The organism is Streptomyces sp. NPDC001599, from assembly GCF_042893535.1.
Lineage (GTDB): Bacteria > Actinomycetota > Actinomycetes > Streptomycetales > Streptomycetaceae > Streptomyces.
In genome coordinates this window covers 329,560-345,837 of the sequence record NZ_JBIAVA010000006.1, presented here as the reverse complement: position 1 = coordinate 345,837, position 16,278 = coordinate 329,560, and the positions used below count along the sequence as shown (strand labels likewise).

General features: G+C 74.0%; 17 protein-coding genes. 10 read left to right on the top strand and 7 right to left on the bottom strand.

The features are described from left to right. Nucleotides 1-77 precede the first annotated feature (77 nt). Nucleotides 78-1,334, top strand: a complete 1,257-nt coding sequence (gene aldO / locus ACFYZ3_RS18545; protein WP_388518590.1) for an alditol oxidase — start codon at nt 78-80, stop codon at nt 1,332-1,334. A gap of 33 nt (nt 1,335-1,367) precedes the next feature. Here aldO and ACFYZ3_RS18540 read toward each other — a convergent pair whose 3' ends face one another. Next, nucleotides 1,368-1,892, bottom strand: a complete 525-nt coding sequence (locus tag ACFYZ3_RS18540) for a hypothetical protein (protein ID WP_388518587.1) — start codon at nt 1,890-1,892, stop codon at nt 1,368-1,370. After that, on the bottom strand, nt 1,889-3,631 hold the full coding sequence (locus ACFYZ3_RS18535; RefSeq protein WP_388518584.1) for a PHP domain-containing protein: 1,743 nt from the start codon (nt 3,629-3,631) through the stop codon (nt 1,889-1,891). Before ACFYZ3_RS18535 ends, ACFYZ3_RS18540 begins: the two co-directional genes overlap by 4 nt. A 151-nt stretch (nt 3,632-3,782) precedes the next feature. On the opposite strand from ACFYZ3_RS18535, the gene ACFYZ3_RS18530 reads away from it, so the two are divergent. Further along, the gene (locus tag ACFYZ3_RS18530; RefSeq protein WP_388518582.1) at nt 3,783-4,352 is read left to right on the top strand and encodes a TetR-like C-terminal domain-containing protein; all 570 of its coding nucleotides are present in this window, start codon (nt 3,783-3,785) and stop codon (nt 4,350-4,352) included. Between the two features lie 188 nt (nt 4,353-4,540). Beyond that, entirely contained in the window at nt 4,541-5,956 is a 1,416-nt protein-coding gene (locus tag ACFYZ3_RS18525; protein ID WP_388518578.1) for a purine-cytosine permease family protein, read from the top strand. Here ACFYZ3_RS18525 and ACFYZ3_RS18520 read toward each other — a convergent pair. After that, on the bottom strand, nt 5,953-6,714 hold the full coding sequence (locus ACFYZ3_RS18520) for an isocitrate lyase/phosphoenolpyruvate mutase family protein (protein WP_388518575.1): 762 nt from the start codon (nt 6,712-6,714) through the stop codon (nt 5,953-5,955). The genes ACFYZ3_RS18525 and ACFYZ3_RS18520 overlap by 4 nt on opposite strands. Beyond that, a complete protein-coding gene (locus ACFYZ3_RS18515; RefSeq protein WP_388518572.1) occupies nt 6,711-7,172 on the bottom strand; it encodes a hypothetical protein in 462 nt (153 codons plus the stop codon). Before ACFYZ3_RS18515 ends, ACFYZ3_RS18520 begins: the two co-directional genes overlap by 4 nt. A 107-nt stretch (nt 7,173-7,279) precedes the next feature. Here ACFYZ3_RS18515 and ACFYZ3_RS18510 point away from each other — a divergent pair, with 107 nt between their 5' ends. After that, complete coding sequence (locus ACFYZ3_RS18510) at nt 7,280-7,816, top strand: hypothetical protein (RefSeq protein ID WP_388518569.1); 537 nt, start codon at nt 7,280-7,282, stop codon at nt 7,814-7,816. Nucleotides 7,817-7,832: 16 nt separating this feature from the next. Here the strand turns inward: ACFYZ3_RS18510 and ACFYZ3_RS18505 are convergent, their stop codons facing one another. Genes ACFYZ3_RS18505 through ACFYZ3_RS18495 form a run of 3 tightly spaced genes read right to left on the bottom strand, consistent with a single transcriptional unit; the run spans nt 7,833 to nt 10,482 of the window. Then, a complete protein-coding gene (locus ACFYZ3_RS18505; protein WP_388518566.1) occupies nt 7,833-8,492 on the bottom strand; it encodes a response regulator in 660 nt (219 codons plus the stop codon). Then, nucleotides 8,489-9,646 carry a sensor histidine kinase gene (locus tag ACFYZ3_RS18500; RefSeq protein WP_388518563.1) on the bottom strand — a complete coding sequence of 386 codons (1,158 nt, stop codon included), beginning with the start codon at nt 9,644-9,646 and terminating at the stop codon, nt 8,489-8,491. Before ACFYZ3_RS18500 ends, ACFYZ3_RS18505 begins: the two co-directional genes overlap by 4 nt. Then, nucleotides 9,643-10,482, bottom strand: coding sequence for a CPBP family intramembrane glutamic endopeptidase (locus ACFYZ3_RS18495; protein ID WP_388518561.1), 840 nt, complete (start codon nt 10,480-10,482; stop codon nt 9,643-9,645). The genes ACFYZ3_RS18500 and ACFYZ3_RS18495 overlap by 4 nt, the downstream gene beginning before the upstream one ends. A 160-nt stretch (nt 10,483-10,642) precedes the next feature. Between ACFYZ3_RS18495 and mmuM the strand changes: the two genes are divergently transcribed. From mmuM to ACFYZ3_RS18465, 6 genes are read left to right on the top strand one after another with little or no spacing between them, the layout of a single operon-like run. Beyond that, entirely contained in the window at nt 10,643-11,557 is a 915-nt protein-coding gene (mmuM, locus tag ACFYZ3_RS18490) for a homocysteine S-methyltransferase (RefSeq protein ID WP_388518558.1), read from the top strand. A gap of 26 nt (nt 11,558-11,583) precedes the next feature. Beyond that, a complete protein-coding gene (locus ACFYZ3_RS18485) occupies nt 11,584-12,606 on the top strand; it encodes a DUF4129 domain-containing protein (RefSeq protein ID WP_388518555.1) in 1,023 nt (340 codons plus the stop codon). Further along, entirely contained in the window at nt 12,603-13,244 is a 642-nt protein-coding gene (locus ACFYZ3_RS18480) for a hypothetical protein (RefSeq protein ID WP_388518553.1), read from the top strand. The genes ACFYZ3_RS18485 and ACFYZ3_RS18480 overlap by 4 nt, the downstream gene beginning before the upstream one ends. Continuing rightward, nucleotides 13,241-14,239: an AAA family ATPase gene (locus tag ACFYZ3_RS18475; RefSeq protein ID WP_388518550.1), complete on the top strand. Its 999-nt coding sequence runs from the start codon at nt 13,241-13,243 to the stop codon at nt 14,237-14,239. The genes ACFYZ3_RS18480 and ACFYZ3_RS18475 overlap by 4 nt, the downstream gene beginning before the upstream one ends. After that, entirely contained in the window at nt 14,236-15,624 is a 1,389-nt protein-coding gene (locus ACFYZ3_RS18470) for a DUF58 domain-containing protein (protein WP_388518547.1), read from the top strand. Before ACFYZ3_RS18475 ends, ACFYZ3_RS18470 begins: the two co-directional genes overlap by 4 nt. Then, nucleotides 15,621-16,217 (top strand): hypothetical protein, encoded by a 597-nt coding sequence (locus ACFYZ3_RS18465; RefSeq protein WP_388518545.1) that lies wholly within the window; start codon nt 15,621-15,623, stop codon nt 16,215-16,217. Before ACFYZ3_RS18470 ends, ACFYZ3_RS18465 begins: the two co-directional genes overlap by 4 nt. Nucleotides 16,218-16,278 lie beyond the last annotated feature (61 nt).

The following is a 16,278-nucleotide window of genomic DNA, read 5'->3' as shown; positions in this document are numbered from 1 at the left end:
ACTTCTCACGGTATGCCCCCGCGGGAGAGGCTTCCCGCCCGGGGCCCCTTCAGGCGCGCCGGGTAGGTTTCCGCGCTATGAGCGACATCACGGTGACCAACTGGGCCGGCAACATCACGTACACGGCGAAGGAACTGCTGCGGCCGCACTCCCTGGACGCCCTGCGGGCCCTGGTGGCCGGGAGCGACCGCGTGCGGGTGCTGGGCAGCGGGCACTCCTTCAACGAGATCGCCGAGCCGGGCGACGGGGGCTTGCTGCTCTCGCTCGCGGGCCTGCCGTCCGTGGTGGACGTGGACACGGCGGCCCGTACGGTGCGGGTCGGCGGCGGGGTGCGGTACGCGGAGCTGGCCCGGCTGGTGCACGCCCGGGGGCTCGCGCTGCCGAACATGGCCTCGCTGCCGCACATCTCGGTCGCCGGGTCGGTGGCCACCGGCACGCACGGTTCCGGGGTGGGCAACGGTTCGCTGGCCTCGGTGGTGCGCGAGGTGGAGCTGGTCACCGCGGACGGTTCGACCGTGGTGATCGCGCGGGGCGACGAGCGGTTCGGCGGGGCGGTGACCTCGCTCGGCGCGCTGGGCGTGGTGACCTCGCTCACCCTCGACCTGGAGCCCGCCTACGAGGTGGAGCAGCACGTCTTCACCGAGCTGCCGCTGGACGGGCTGGACACGGCGACGTTCGAGACGGTGATGGCGGCGGCGTACAGCGTGAGCCTGTTCACCGACTGGCGGGCGCCCGGTTTCCGGCAGGTGTGGCTGAAGCGGCGCGCCGACCAGCCGCTGGACGGCTTCCCGTACGCTGCGCCGGCCGCCGAGAAGATGCACCCGGTGCCGGGCATGCCCGCGGTCAACTGCACGGAGCAGTTCGGGGTGCCCGGTCCCTGGCACGAGCGGCTGCCGCACTTCCGGGCCGAGTTCACGCCCAGCAGCGGTGCCGAGCTTCAGTCGGAGTACCTGATGCCCCGGGAGCACGCCCTGGCGGCCCTGCACGCGATGGACGCGATACGGGAGACGCTGGCGCCGGTGCTCCAGACCTGTGAGATCCGCACGGTCGCCGCCGACGCGCAGTGGCTGAGCCCTTCCTACGGCCGGGACACCGTGGCGGCGCACTTCACCTGGGTCGAGGACACGGCGGCGGTGCTGCCGGTGGTGCGGCGGCTGGAGGAGGCGCTCGCGCCGTTCGCGGCCCGCCCGCACTGGGGGAAGGTGTTCACCGTCCCGGCGGGCGAGCTGCGCGCGCTGTACCCGCGGCTGGCCGACTTCGGGGCGCTGACCGGGGCGCTGGACCCGGCGGGGAAGTTCACCAACGCGTTCGTGCGCGGGGTGCTCACGGGCTGAGCACCCCGCGCACTGCGTCTTGCGGCGGCCGGGTCAGTGGTCGGCGCAGCAGGGGGTGGGGTCGGGGTCCTCGAACGGCACCAGGGTGCCGCCGACCGCGGGCATGGCGGCCAGGACGAGGCGGCCGTCCTGCCAGTGCGGGCGGACGTGGTCCCGGGTGACCAGCCGGGTGTCCGGGCTCGGCTCGTCCGGTGTGCCGAGGACGGTCACCCGGTCGATGGCGGAGCGGGCGAGCAGCTCGGCGAGCGTCAGGGTGCCGGTGAGGGTGGCCGCACCGGGGAAGAGGACCGCGCGGCCGGTCTCGTCCCAGGTGCCGTCGCGGACCTCGTGCCCCCGGGCCGTGAGCCGGTCCCGGGCGGTGCGCAGGACCGGCTCCGCCTCGGCGGCCAGCGACAGGGCGACCCGCGGGCGGCCGTCCCGCACCAGGTGCGTGCAGCCGAAGACTCCCTCGGGGAGGGCGAGTTCGGCCGCCAGCGCCTGGAGCAGGTGGTCGGCCTCGCGCAGGGTCGTCGCGTCGGTGTCGATGCCGAGGACGTACGGCGCGGCGGGCGGTGTCACGAGGGCAGGACCCAGACGGGGTTGGAGTAGAACCACAGGTCGCGCCACGGGTCGGCGTCGCCGACGACGTCGATGGCGGGACCGGCCGGGTCGACCTTGGCGCCCAGCGCGCCGACGGCGGAGCGGTTGCCGTCGGTGCCGCGGGTGCGGAGGTAGACGGGGTGGTCGACGCGGCCGAGGTCGTAGGTGAGGCGGACGGTGCCGGTGTCCGTGTTCGCCTCGGTCACCTCGTACGACGTGACGACCCGGGCGGTCGGCGCGGTGAAGGTGTCCTTGTCGGCGGCCGGTCCGGTCACGTCGCCCTGGATGACGTCGACGCGGGCCAGCTTGGGGACGAAGCCCGCCCAGTTGGGGCCGCCGGCCAGGGCGACGTCGATGGACAGGGTGACGCGGGTGCCCCTGCGGACGTGCAGGGCGCCGCCGAGCGTGGCCCAGCGGCCGCCGCCCAAGACGCGGACGTCGAGGCCGCTGACGAGCTGCCCGTGGTCGACCCAGACGCGTCCGGCGCGGATGCCGTCCATGACGGCGGCGTAGGAGAAGCCGTCGGAGCCGACGTGGGTGCGGCTGTACTGGCCGGGCCAGAAGTCGTTCTGGGTGATGTCGATCTGCCCGGCGTAGACGGGGTCGTCGTAGCGGCCGTTGGCGTTGAAGTCGCCGCCGCCGCGGGCGCCGGTGTCGGCGTAGACCTGGTGGGAGTCGGAGTTGGCGGTGATCCACCAGGGGCGGCCCTCGGCGATGAGGCTGTCCCACAGGCCGCCGACGGTGGCGGTCATCCAGTCGAAGCCGCCCCAGGTGCGGTAGCTCTCCAGCGGGTAGCCGGCGAAGGAGTTGGCGCTCGGGCTGCCGTCGTAGATGCCGCGGGCTCCGCCCGGGCCCAGGGGTTTCGGCAGGCCGCCCGCCTGGTGGCCCGGGGCGCCCTCGAAGCCGACGGCGATCTGGTGGCCGCGGGAGGTGGCGTCGCGCCAGGCGCGGATCTCGTGCGGGGAGTCGATGCCCTTGCGCGCCGGGTGGTTGGCGAGCATCAGGGCGTCCTTGACCTTGCGCCGCTTGACCTGGTCGGCGAGGAAGGAGAGTCCGGCGATGGCGAGGGCCTCGTTGGCGGGGGTGGAGTCGCCCGCGCCCTTGACGCTGCCGTCGTAGTCGGTCTCGAACTGCTTGAGGACGGAGACCTCGTGCTTGCCGGGGTGGACGAAGACGGTGCCGTGCTCGGCGGCCGGGATGTTCCACTCCAGGCCCTGGAAGACGAGGGTGTCCTCGTGGGCGTCGCGGGCCTCGCGGATGTCCGGGTTGACCTTCTCCACGCCGATCTTCGCGTGGGTGGCGCTGCCGTGGTCGGTGATGACCAGCCAGTCCATGCCGTGCCGGGCGCCCTGGCGGACCTGGTCGACGACGCGGTACTTGCCGTCGCTGCTGTACTGGGTGTGGATGTGGTGGTCGCCGGCCAGCCAGAGGAAGCCCTTCCTGCGGCGGCCGTTGCTCGCGGCCTGCGGGGATGCGGCGGGGGCGGCGGTGGCGGTGCCCGCCGGGGCGAGGACGGTACCGGCGGCCAGTCCCGCGCCGAGCAGACCGGCGCGGCGCAGCAGACCGCGCCGCGACTGCTGTGCGGGGCTCAGGGCCTCGTCGGGGACGCTGGTGTCGAAGGCGGCGGGCAGGGCCTGTGCGGTGGCGTGCTCGTGGTCGTGCGTATGTCCGTGGTGGTGGTGACCGTGCGGGTGTCCGTGTGCGTGTCCGTGCCCCATGCGTGTTCCTCCTGGATACCGCCGCCGTGCGCGGCTTCGAGGAGAATCGGCGCGGAAGATGAACGTTGAACGACTTGCGGGTGATCCACGGCTGCCGCCCGTCCTGCCCTAGCATGAAACCTAGGAACTCTAGGTTGCGGGAAGGCGGCCCATGCCCCGAGTGGGTCTCACCACGGACCGTGTCGTCGCCGCGGCCGCCGACCTGGCCGACGAGACCGGCTTCGAGGCGGTCACCGTCTCCGCGCTCGCCCGGCACTTCGGGGTGAAGGACGCCAGCCTCTACACGCACGTGCGCAACCTCCAGGACCTGCGCGTCCGGGTCGCGCTGCTGGCCGGCGGCGAACTGATCGAGGAGATCGCCGGGGCGGTGGCCGGCCGGGCCGGCAAGGAGGCGCTGGCCGCCTTCGCGGGCGCCTACCGGGCGTACGCCCTGCGCCACCCCGGCCGCTACGCCGCCACGCAGATCCGCGTCGACCAGTCCCTCGTCGCCGACGCCCCCGCCCTGCGCCGCACCGCCGAGATCACCTACGGCATGCTGCGGTCCTACGGCCTCACCGAGCCCGACCTCACCGACGCCGTACGCCTGCTGCGCAGCACCTTCCACGGGTACTGCGCGCTGGAGTCCGCCGGCGCCTTCGGCGCCCCGCGGGACGTACGGGCGTCCTGGGACAAGGTGGTCGACGCCCTGCACGTGGCACTGGAGAACTGGCCGCGCGCCTGAGCCGCGGGTAGGTGGCGGAGCTTTTTCCCGTGGTGACACCGCGATCCACTCGCGTCGAGGCATTGACAATCTATTCACGCACCGAGAGTCTGCATGACTATATGCAGGGGGCGTGAGCGTCTTCGTGTCGCCGGGCCGCGGCAGGACGACCAGCCTCCGGATGATCAGGAAGTAGGAGGGCCTTGACCATGGCAGCGGTAGTCGAGAAGCACTCCATCGACGTCGTCCCGGACAGCGAACGGCACGGCACAGCCTTCAACCAGTTCACGCTCTGGCTCGGCGCGAACCTCCACATCACGGCCGTCGTCACCGGTGCCCTCGCCGTCGTCTTCGGCGGCGACGTGGTCTGGTCGCTGCTCGGGCTCGTGCTCGGCAACCTGCTCGGCGGCGCCGTCATGGCGCTGCACTCGGCGCAGGGCCCGAAGCTCGGGCTGCCGCAGATGATCCAGTCCAGGGCCCAGTTCGGGGTGAAGGGCGCGGTCGTCCCGCTGCTCCTCGTGATCCTGATGTACGTGGGGTTCTTCGCCAGCGGCACCGTGCTCGCGGGTCAGGCCACGGCGCGGCTCACGCACACGGGAGACACGACGGGCATCATCGTCTTCGCGCTCGTCACGGGGCTCGTGGCGACAGTCGGCTACCGGGTCATCCACGTTCTCGGGCGGGTGGCGAGCGTGGTGTGCGCGCTCGCCTTCGTCTACCTGGGCATCCGGCTGTTCGACCAGGTCGACGTCGGGGCGCTGTTCTCGGACGCGCACTTCTCGCCACCGATGTTCCTGCTCGCGGTGTCGCTGTCGGCCTCCTGGCAGCTCGCCTTCGGGCCGTACGTCGCCGACTACTCGCGCTATCTGCCGCGTACGACCAGCGGCAAGGCCACGTTCTGGTGGACGCTCGCGGGCTCCGCGCTCGGCTCGCAGTGGTCCATGGCGTTCGGTGTGCTGGTCGCGGCGAGCGCCGGCGAGAAGTTCGTCGACAACCAGGTCGGGTACGTCGTCTCGCTCGGCGGAGCAGGACTCGCGGCCTCGTTCTTCTACTTCGTGATCGCCCTCGGCAAGCTCACCGTCAACGTCCTCAACACGTACGGCGGCTTCATGTCGATGGTGACGGGGATCAGCGGTTTCCGCGGGCAGCGGGAGCTGTCGCAGCGCGGCCGGGCCGTCTACATCGGCATCATCATGGTCGCGGGCACGGTGGTCGCACTCGCGGGCAAGGACAGCTTCCTGACCTCGTTCAAGGACTTCCTGCTGTTCCTGCTGACGTTCTTCACGCCGTGGTCCGCGATCAACCTGGTCGACTACTACCTGATCTCCCGCGAACGCTACGACCTCCCCGCCCTCTCCGACCCGGACGGCCGCTACGGCGCCTGGCGCTGGGACGCGCTCGTGGTGTACGCGGTCGGGATTCTCACCCAACTGCCGTTCCTGGCCACCGCCTTCTACACCGGCCCGCTCGTCGGTCCGCTCGGCGGCGCGGACATCTCGTGGATCGTGGGGCTCGTGGTGCCCGCCGCCCTGTACTGGCTGCTCGCCCGGGGTCGGGCAACGGACTGGCCACCCAGCGAGAAGACGGACAACAGCCCTGCTTCGTTGGGTGCCCCGGCTCCTTAGGGCCGGCCCGGCGCGCGCACCTCGTCGTACGTGGGCGCCGGACCGCCCGGGTCCCGGCCCGCGCGGACGTCCGCGGCCGCCTGAAGGGCCGCGCCCAGCGCCCGCCGGTAGAGCAGCGAGCCGAGGCTGACGCGGCGTACGCCGAGGTCGGCGAGGTGCGCGAGGGTGGGTCCGGCGGGCGTGTACAGGATGTTGAGGGGCACGTCGAAGTGGGCGGCGAGGGACGCGATGCGGGCGGGGTCGGTGAGCCCGGGGACGAAGACGCCGTCGGCACCGGCCTCGCGGTAGGCCTCCAGGCGCCGCAGCGTCTGCGTGGCGTCGCCGTCGCCCGACCAGTACGTGTCCGTGCGGGCGTTGACGAACAGGCCGGGGGCGGCCGCGCGGACCGCGGCGATCTTCGCGGCGTGCCGGTCTGCGGGCCCGAGGGCGTCCTCCAGGTTGATCCCCACGGCGCCGACCGCCGCCAGCTGCCGTGCGAACTCCCCCACCTCGTCGGGGTCGTCGCTGAACCCGTCCTCCGCGTCGACGGAGAGCGGGAAGGGGGCCGAGCCGAGGGTGAGGGCCAGCCGCAGGGTCTCGTCGCGGGTCGCGGACGCCCCGTCGGGCAGACCGGCCGCCGCCGCGACGCCGAGGCTGGTCGTGCCGACGGCGCGGAAGCCCTGCCCGGCGAGGGCGAAGGCGGAGGCGTGGTCCCAGGCACACGGCAGCAGCAGGGGCTCACCGGCACGGTGCAGGGCGGCGAAGGCGGTCACGGTCACGACAGGTCACCGACCGCGTCGGCGTAGTACACGGACTCCGCGAGGTGCGCGGCCAGTTCGCGAAAGCTCCAGCCCTCGCCCGGCGAGTGGTCGAGCTGCTCGTCGGTGAGCGCGTCGAGGCGGTTGGCCCAGATCCGGGCGAGCCGGGTGAGTCGGCTGCGGGCCTCGTCGAGGTCCTCGGCGGTGAAGCGGGCGTGGTCCGCTTCCGTGGTGACCAGGGAGGCGTGCCAGTGGTCGGGGAGTGTCTCCTCGCCCGCCAGCCGGGCCTCCAGCTCCGCGAGGTGGTCCACCAGGTGGTCGGCGACCCGCCGGACCGCCTTGTGCGGGGTGTAGACGCGGCCGTCGACGTGGGCGGGCGTCCCGTCCCAGTGGGTCCAGGTCCCGGCCAGGGCCAGGACGTGGTCGACCATGCCGGTGACGGCGTCGGCGGGCGCGGTGACGGTGTTCGTGTCGCTCATGTCCTGCACGCTAGGGGCCCGTTGCTTCGGCCGCGGCCGAAGTGTTCCGGGGGATCGGGGGTATCCGGCCTGCACCGGACTTCCACATCTTCCCCAGGAGAGGTGACATGGCGAGCGCAGACAGAGGCGACGACCGTCCGCGGCCGCGGTGGCAGGACAGGCTCTGGGCCATCGGTGCGATCGCGCTGGTCGTGGGCGTCGGGATACGGCTGCTGATGAACGGCGCGTCGGCGTGGCCGTCGGCCGTGGTGGGCGCGGTACCGGCCGCCGCCTGGATCGTGTGGTGGGTGCGCCGTCGGCGGGTGCGCGACGCGGGAGCGGTCGGTGCGGAACCGGCGGACGTGCCCGGCATGGAGCGGCAGATCCTCAAGGGCCGAGCGGCGCCCCGGGACCCCGAGCGGCGGCGGGCGATGGCGGCGCTGGTCGACTCGCGCCAGGAGCGGCTGCGGCGCAACCGCTGGTGGGCGTTCCCGATGCTGGCGCTCATCTTCTTCGGTACGTCGGCCCTGTGGTTCGCCTCGGGTTCGGTCGGCGCCGGGAGCCTGATGCTCGGCCTGGCCATCGTGTTCATGGGCTGGCTGACCTGGTACAACCTCCGCTTCGACCGGCGTCTGTCGCAGATGCGCGCTCGACTTCGGGGCTGAGCGGCCGTCCGGCGGGTCAGGTCACCAGGCCGTGGCGGTAGGCGAAGACGACCGCCTGGACGCGGTCGCGGAGGTCGAGTTTGGTGAGGATGCGGGAGACGAAGGTCTTGACGGTCTCGGGGCTGATCACGAGGGCCGCGGCGATCTCGCTGTTGGAGAGGCCGTCCGCGATGAGGCGCAGGACCTCCATCTCCCGGGGGGTGAGCGGGATGTCCCGGACGGTGCCCTCGGCGGGGCGGATGCGGGCCGCGTACCGGCCGACGAGGCGGCGCGTCACATCGGGGTCGAGCAGCGCCGCGCCCATGGCCACGGTACGGATGCCGTGCAGCAGCCGGTCCGGCGGCGCGTCCTTGAGCAGGAAGCCGCTCGCGCCCGCGCGCAGCGCCTCGTAGACGTACTCGTCGAGGTTGAACGTCGTCACCACGAGCACCTTGACGGGGTGTTCCACCCCGGCACCGGCGAGCAGGCGGGTGGCCTCCAGGCCGTCGAGCACCGGCATGCGGATGTCCATCACGACGACGTCCGGGCGCAGTTCGCGGGCCAGGTCGACCCCGGTCTGCCCGTCCCCGCACTCGCCGACCACCTCGAGGTCCGGCTGGGCGTCGACGATGGTCGTCAGACCGGTGCGGATCAGTGCCTGGTCGTCGCAGATCACGACCCGGACGGGCGCGCTCATGCCGTGCTCCCCCCGGGTATCCGGGCCTTGACGACGAAGCCGCCGCCCGCCGCACGGTCCGCGCTGAACTCGCCGCCCAGCACGTCGACCCGTTCGCGCAGGCCTGCCAGCCCCCGCCCGCTGCCGCCGGGGGACGCGGCCCCCGTGCCGGAGCCGTCCGTGCCGACCTCCACCGTGATCTCCCGTTCGCCGTGCCGCACCAGGACCGAGGTTCGGCCGCCGTGATCGTACTTGAGGGCGTTGGTCAGGGCCTCCTGCACGACGCGGTAGGCCACGAGGTCGGAGCTGCCGGTGGCCGCCGCCGGGGTGCCCTCCTCGGTGAACTCCACCGGCTGCCCGGCCCGGCGGGTCTGCTCGACCAGCGTGAGCACCCGGCCGACGGGTGGCGTCCTGGGCTCGGCGGTGCCGTGGTCGGGGTTGAGGAGGTCGAGCAGGTGCCGCAGGTCGGTGATGGCCCGCCGGCCGGTGTCGCTGACGGCGGCCAGGCTCTCGTCGAGCCGTTCGGGCGCGGCGGTCAGGTACCGGGCCGCCTCGGACTGCACGACCATCGCGGTCACGTGGTGGGTCACGACGTCGTGCAACTCGCGGGCGATGCGGGTCCGTTCGGCGTTGCGGGCGTCCTCGGCGACCCGGCTGCGGCGTTCGGCCTCCGCGGCCCGCGCGGAGCGCATCCAGGCTCCGACGCCCCACGCCAGGGCGAGGATCAGGTAGAACGTCACGTACTCGACCAGCGTTTCGTCGCCGCCGCGCGCGTTCAGCCCCACGGCCATGGCCACGTACGCCAGGGTGGCGGCGACCTGCGTGGCACGCCGGTACTTCTCCTGGTGGGAGCCCGCGTTGATCAGCACGATGGGGAGCGCGGCCCCCGCGAACATGTGGTAGCCGCGCAGTTGGTCGAGGGCGAAGCCGAGCGAGACGAGGGCGAGGCAGACGAGCGTCCACCGCCGGCGCACGGCCAGCGGGATGGACTGCAGGACGGCCGCCACCCCGGCCAGCGCGTCGGCGGGACGGGTCGGCAGGCCGCCGATCTCCGTGCCCTGACCGCGTAGCTCCGGCAGGAGCGACGCGACGAGGAGCAGTACCCCGAGCGGGAGATCCCGGGCCGTGACGTCGAGCCGGCGCCACCGCTCCAGGACCCGTCGGCGATCGATCATCGGGGCAGTGTAGCGGTGGAGTTGGCACGCGCGGCACGCCGGGAGCCGAACGGCTTGACGTTCCCGCGCCGGTGCGCCAGCCACAGGAACACCAGCGTCAGCAGCGCCCCGAAGCCGACCGAGTAGACGCTGCCCTCCGGGCCGAAGTCGCCGCCGGTCAGCAGCTTCGGGCCGGACATCGTGGCGTCCAGCAGTCCCTCGCTGTCGCCGTTGCCGGAGACGACGGTGCTGAAGACGCCGCCCGCGGCGAAGTTCCAGCCGAAGTGGACGCCGATCACCAGCCAGAGGTTGCGGGTGGCGGCGTAGGCGGCGGCGAGCATGAACCCGGCCTCGATGGCGATGGCGAGGGCGCCCCACAGGGTGGCGTCCTCGTTGAGCAGGTGCATGAGGCCGAACACGAGGCCGGTCAGGCCCAGCGCGAGGTAGGTGCCGATGTGCTCCTCGATGATCCGGAACAGGACCCCGCGGAACACGACCTCCTCCGTCGCGGCGGCGGCGGCCATGAACCCGACCAGCCCGATCGCGCCCTGTACCGAGCCGAGTCCGTCGACCTCGTAGTACCCGGAGGCGAAGAGGTTCGTGATGACGGCCCCGAACAGTCCGAAGCCGATCAGCGTTCCCCAGCCCGCCTTGGCCGCGGCGCCGTCCAGAGCAACGTCCAGGGCCTCCCGGCGCTCGGTCCGCCGCACCACCCAGGCGTACACGAACACCACGAGCGCGACCGACGTGAGACCGACCACCAGCGTGAGCCAGTCGTTGTCCTTCACCGCCTGGACGGCGATGCCACCGAGGGCGTAGGCCGCCAGCACGGCCAGGAACTGCCACACGAACCTCACGGAAACTCCTTCGTCGGGCCCGGAACTCGAGCGCCTCGGGCTGTGAAGGACGCTACGGATCCGGCGGCCGCAGATCGTCACCTCACGGTGGACACCTGTCTGTAGCTCGCACGGGGGACAAGCCCCCGTGGCCCCGCCGGACAGGTCGTAGCCTCGTGCCATGACCAGCGACTTCGCCGACGCCCTCGCCTCCGGCCCGCTCGTGCTGGACGGCGGACTGTCCAACCAGCTGGAGGCGGCCGGGCACGACCTGGGCGACGCACTGTGGTCGGCCCGGCTGCTCGCCGAGGACCCCGAGGCGATCACGCGGGCCCACCTCGCCTACTTCGAGGCGGGCGCCGAGGTGGTGATCACCTCCAGCTACCAGGCCACCTTCGAGGGCTTCGCCCGGCGCGGCATCGGGCGGGAGCGGGCGGCCGAACTGCTGGCGCTCAGCGTGGAGTCGGCCCGCGAGGCCGCCCGCCGGGCGCGGCAGGCCCGCCCGGACCGCCCCCTGTGGGTGGCGGCGTCGGCGGGCCCGTACGGGGCGATGCTCGCGGACGGCTCCGAGTACCGGGGACGGTACGGCCTGGGCAGGGGCGAACTGGAGCGCTTCCACCGCCCCCGCCTGGAGGTGCTGGCCGCCGCACGGCCCGACGTCCTCGCGCTGGAGACGGTCCCGGACACCGACGAGGCGGCGGCGCTGCTGCGGGCGGTGCGCGGACTGGGCGTGCCCGCCTGGCTGTCGTACACGGTGGCCGGGGACCGCACCCGCGCCGGGCAGCCACTGGACGAGGCCTTCGCCCTGGCCGCCGACGCGGCGGAGGTGATCGCCGTGGGCGTCAACTGCTGCGCCCCCGAGGACGTGCCCGGCGCGGTCGAGACCGCCGCCCGCGTCACCGGCAAACCGGTCGTCGCCTATCCCAACAGCGGGGAGACGTGGGACGCGAAGGCCCGTGACTGGCGCGGGCGTTCGTCGTACGTGGCCGAGCGGGTGCGGGACTGGCGGGAGCGCGGGGCCCGGCTGGTCGGCGGCTGCTGCCGGGTGGGGCCGGAGACGATCACGTCGGTCGCGCGGGCCCTGTCCCGGGAGTGACCCGTGCGGCATGTGCCAATATTGCCGTGAACAGGCGTTCGGGGGCGGCGACGGGTTCGGCGGGGGGCCACGGCATGGGACACGGGGAGCGGACGGGACACCGGGTGGCACCGGGGGTGGTGGCCGCCGCCGTGGTGGTCGGGACGCTGTCCGTCGCCGCGCTCGCGCTGCGGCCCGCGGAGGGGTTGCTCCACTCCGGCCGGGGTCCGCTCGGTCACTGGGGTTTCGTGGCGATCGGGGCGTCCGTCGCTTGGGCCTTCGGAGCCTGGACGGTCGTACAGCGCCTTCGTCCCCGTTTCGGCGCCGACCGCCTTTCGCTGCCGCCGGGTGAGGAGCGGCTGCGGGAAGCCGCCGCGCCCCTGCTGCTCGGCGCGGCGGGCGTCATCGGCGTCCTGGCCCTGGTCCTGCACCGCTTCTCCACCGGCGAGAGCACGACCGGCCCGCCCCCGCCCCTGGCGCGTGACCCGGCCCCCACGCCGACCCTCGTCACTCCCCCGCCCCGGCAGCGGCACGGTTCGGCGGACCATTCCTCCCTGCCGCTGTACCTCGTGCTCGCGCTGCTGGCCGCGGTCGCCGTCGTGCTCGTCGTGGTGGCCGTCCTGCGGCGGCTGCGACGGTTCGGCCTGAGGGTGCCGCAGCGCCCCGGCCTTCCCGGCGCCGCGACGCAGGACGACGACGCGCGGCTGCTGCTGTCCGCCGTGGACTCGGGCCGCCGCGCCCTGGCCGGGACGGACGACGACGCCCGGGCGGCCGTCATCGCCTGTTACGCCGCGATGGAGGACGCCCTCGCCGCGTCCGGTGTGCCGCGGCACACCTCCGACAGCCCCGCCGACCTGCTCACCCGCGCCGCGGGCGCGGGCTTCACGCCGGGTCAGGCCGCGCCGCGTCTGACCGCGCTGTTCCGCGAGGCCCGTTACTCCTCGCACCCGATGGACGGCTCGCACCGGAAGGCCGCGGCCGACGCCCTGGAGGAGATCGCGTCCCTGCTCCGGGACCGTGACGCGGACACGGACGCGGACACGGGCACGGACCGGGAGGCGGGGCGGTGAACCGGCCCGCGGAGAAGACCTCGGTGGCGGAGACCTCGCAAGACGCCATGCTCAGCCTGCCCCGGCTCGGGCTGCTCGGCGCCGCGGTCGCCGGCTCGGGCGTCCTGCTCGTCCTGCTCTTCGACGGCCCCGTGGCCGCCGGGGCCCTCGTGGCCCTGCTCGTCGCCGTGGCCGTGCTCACCGCCCGGTACGTCGCCGGAGCGGGCGCCCTCGACTCCGCGTACCGCGACGAGGTGCGGCTGCTGCGGACCCGGGCCCCGGGCATGGGCGAGTGGCGGCGGAACGTGGGCACGTCCACCGGACCCGACGGCGCCCTCTACTACCGGGCGGTGCTCCGGACCGAGCTGCGCCGCCTGTACGCGGCCGCGCTCGCCGAGCACCACCACGTGTCCCTGGAGCACCAGCCCGAGCGGGCCGCCGAGTTGGTCGGCCCCGAGCTGTGGCCGTGGCTGGGGCCCGTACCACCGGGCACCGGCCCCGACGGCGAGGTGCCCCTCGACGTGCTGCGCCGCCTCGTCGACCGGCTCGAAGCACTCGGCTCACCCCGCACTTCCGGCACCCGCGCCCCCAGCACCCGCGCCCCCAGCACCCGCACCCGCACCCGCAGCCCCCGTACCGGTAAGGACCAAGCGACGTGACGACTACCTCCACGAACCGGCTCCGCACCGCCGAGCAGGTCGCCGAGCAGGCCGGTGCCGTACTGTGCGAGATCGGCCGTGCCGTCGTCGGCAAGCCGGACGCCCTGGAACACGTGATGCTGGCCGTGCTGGCCGGCGGCCACGTCCTCGTCGAGGACCTGCCGGGACTCGGCAAGACGCTCCTCGCCCGGTCCTTCGCCACCACCCTCGGCCTGGACTTCCGCCGGATCCAGTTCACGCCCGATCTGCTGCCCTCCGACGTCACCGGGACGCCGCTGTACGACCAGCGCTCCGGCGAGATGGTCTTCCACCCCGGCCCGGTCTTCACGCACCTGCTGCTCGCCGACGAGATCAACCGGACGCCGCCGAAGACACAGGCCGCGCTGCTGGAGGCGATGGCCGAGTCGCAGGTGACCGTGGACGGCGAGACCCGGCCGCTCGCCGACCCCTTCCTGGTGATCGCCACCGCCAACCCGGTGGAGTACGAGGGCACGTACTCGCTGCCCGAGGCCCAGCTCGACCGCTTCCAGCTGCGGGTGCGCATGGGGTATCTGGCCGCGCAGGAGGAGCTGGCGATGCTGCGGGCCCGGATCGACCGGGCCGCGCCCGAGGCCGTACTGGAACGGCTCGCCGGGCCGGACGACGTCGTGGCGTGGCGGGCCGTCGTGGAGCGGGTGGAGATCGACGACGACCTGCTGGAGTACGCCGTCGCGCTCGTCGGCGCGACCCGCGACCACCCCCAGATCAGCATCGGGGCCTCGCCGCGCGGCGGACTCGCCCTGGTCCAGCTCGCCCGCGCCCGCGCCGTGCTGGACGGCCGCGACTACGTCGTCCCCGAGGACGTCAAGGACCTCGCGGTGCCCGCGCTGGCCCACCGGGTGTCGCTGCGGCCGGAGTTGTGGGTGCGCGAGATGTCCACGGACGACGTGCTGCGCGAGATAGTCGACAGCGTGGGTACGCCTACGACGCGGCGTACGGCCGCAGCGTCGTCGTGACCGCGCCCGCACCGCGCCCGGCCCCGGCTACGGCTACGGCTGTCGCGTCGGCCCCCGCGACCCGGCCGAGCCCGGCGGTGGTCCGCGCTCTGGAGGGACGCACCGCCCCGACGCAGCCACCGCCACCCCCACCCGGCGGCCCGCGCCCCAGTGAGCGCACCCTGCGCCTGCTGACCGTCGCCGTCGTGGCCCTGGCCGCCGCGCTGGTCACCGGCCGGGCCTGGCTGCTGGCACTCGCGGCGGCACCGCTGGTGCTGCTCGCGCTGGCACTGCCCCGCGCCCACGCCCGCCGCGTCGAGACGTCGACGACCGTCGAGCCGGGGCGCTGCTTCGAGGGCGACACGGTCACCGTCCGCATCGCGCTGGCCCACGACGGCGAGGCCGTGCGCCTCGACCCCGGTGTCACGCTCGGCCCCGGCCTGCGCCTCGACGAGGTCGTCGTCGGCCCGTCCACGGTGACGCTGCGCCACACGGCGCTGCACTGGGGCCGCTGGTCGCTCGGTCCGGTGGACGTCGACGTGTACGACCCCGGCGGCACCGTGCGCCGCACCGTGCGCGTCGAGGCGGCCGAGGTGTCGGTGTTCCCGCGCGCCACGCAGGCCCGGTTCACGCCGATCCCGGTGCGGCTGCCGCAGCGGCTGGGCGAACACGCCTCGCCGCAGTCCGGGGAGGGCGTCGAGGTCATCGGGGTGGGTCCCTGGGTCCCCGGGGAGCGGCAGCGGCGCATCCACTGGCCGTCGACGACCCGACGCGGGGCCGTGCAGCTGCACCGGTTCGCGGCCGAGCGGGCCGCCGACACCGTGATGCTGATCGACGCGTTCGGGGACGTCGTCGACCCGGCGACCGGGCTGTCGTCCCTGGACGAGACGGTGCGGGCCGCCGCCGGGCTCGCCCGGGCCTATCTGCGCACCCATGACCGGGTCGGGGTCGTCTCCACCGGCGGCACCACCCGGTGGCTGGCGCCGGGCACCGGGGACGCGGCGTTCTACCGCATCGTGGAGAGCGTCCTCGACGTCCGCAAGGACCGCTCCTTCGGCGGCGACGGGCTGGAGCGGGTCCCGCCGCCCGCGCTGCCGGAGGGGGCCCTGGTGTACGTGTTCACCCCGCTCAGCGACGCACGGATCCTGGAGGTGCTGCGGGACCTCCAGGCGCGGGGGCGCCGCCCGGTCGTCGTGGAGATACCGAGCGGGGACCCGGTGGTGGAACCGGGCGACGAGGCGGGCGAGTTGGGGCTGCGGCTGTGGCGCGCGGAGCGCGACGCGATGCGGTTCGCCCTGCGGGACAGCGGCGTGCCGGTCCTGCGGCACACCGAGGGCGAGTCACTGGATCTGGCGCTGGCGCCACTGCTGGCGGGGCGGGTCGGCGGAAGGGGGCGCGCGGGATGACGGCGCTGGACACGCGGGTCGGCCTCCGTGAGTACCTCGGCTACTGGATCGGCACGGTGCCGGTGCGGGTGCTGGGGGCGGCGGCGGTCGTGATGGCCTGGCGGCCGTGGGCGACGGTGGACACGGCCGGGGAAGCGGTGCCCTTGGTCTGCGCGGTCGCGTTCGCGCTGTGGGCGGCGCCCTCGCTGGACCGGCGGCCGTCGGTGGAGGCGGCCTGGTGGTCCTACCGGCTGCTGCGCCACCGGACGACGCTGCTGGCGTCGGGTGTCGTGGTGATCGCGGCCTTCAGGGAACCGGCCTGGTGGGAGGGCGCCTGTGTGATCGGGCTACTGGTCGCCTACCTGGTGACGAGTGAGACGTGGCCGTGGCGGTGGGGGCGAGGGACCGCACGGGTGTGGGGCGAGGCGGCCGCGGCGTGCGCGGGTGCGGGCGTGGTGGCGGCCGCGGCGGCGGTTCCGGTGTCCGGGACGGGCTCCGGACTGGGGCGGGCGATCGCCGCCGCGACGGTGGCGGGCCTGGCGGTGGCCGGCGGCGCGGTGCTGCGCGCCCGGTGGCGGGGCGATGCCCGCAGGACTCGCGTCCCGGGGAACTGAAGGGCAGCGGGCCTGCCCCTTCGGCAGCGGGAGAATCCCCCTTTCGAATGCGCTCGGACAG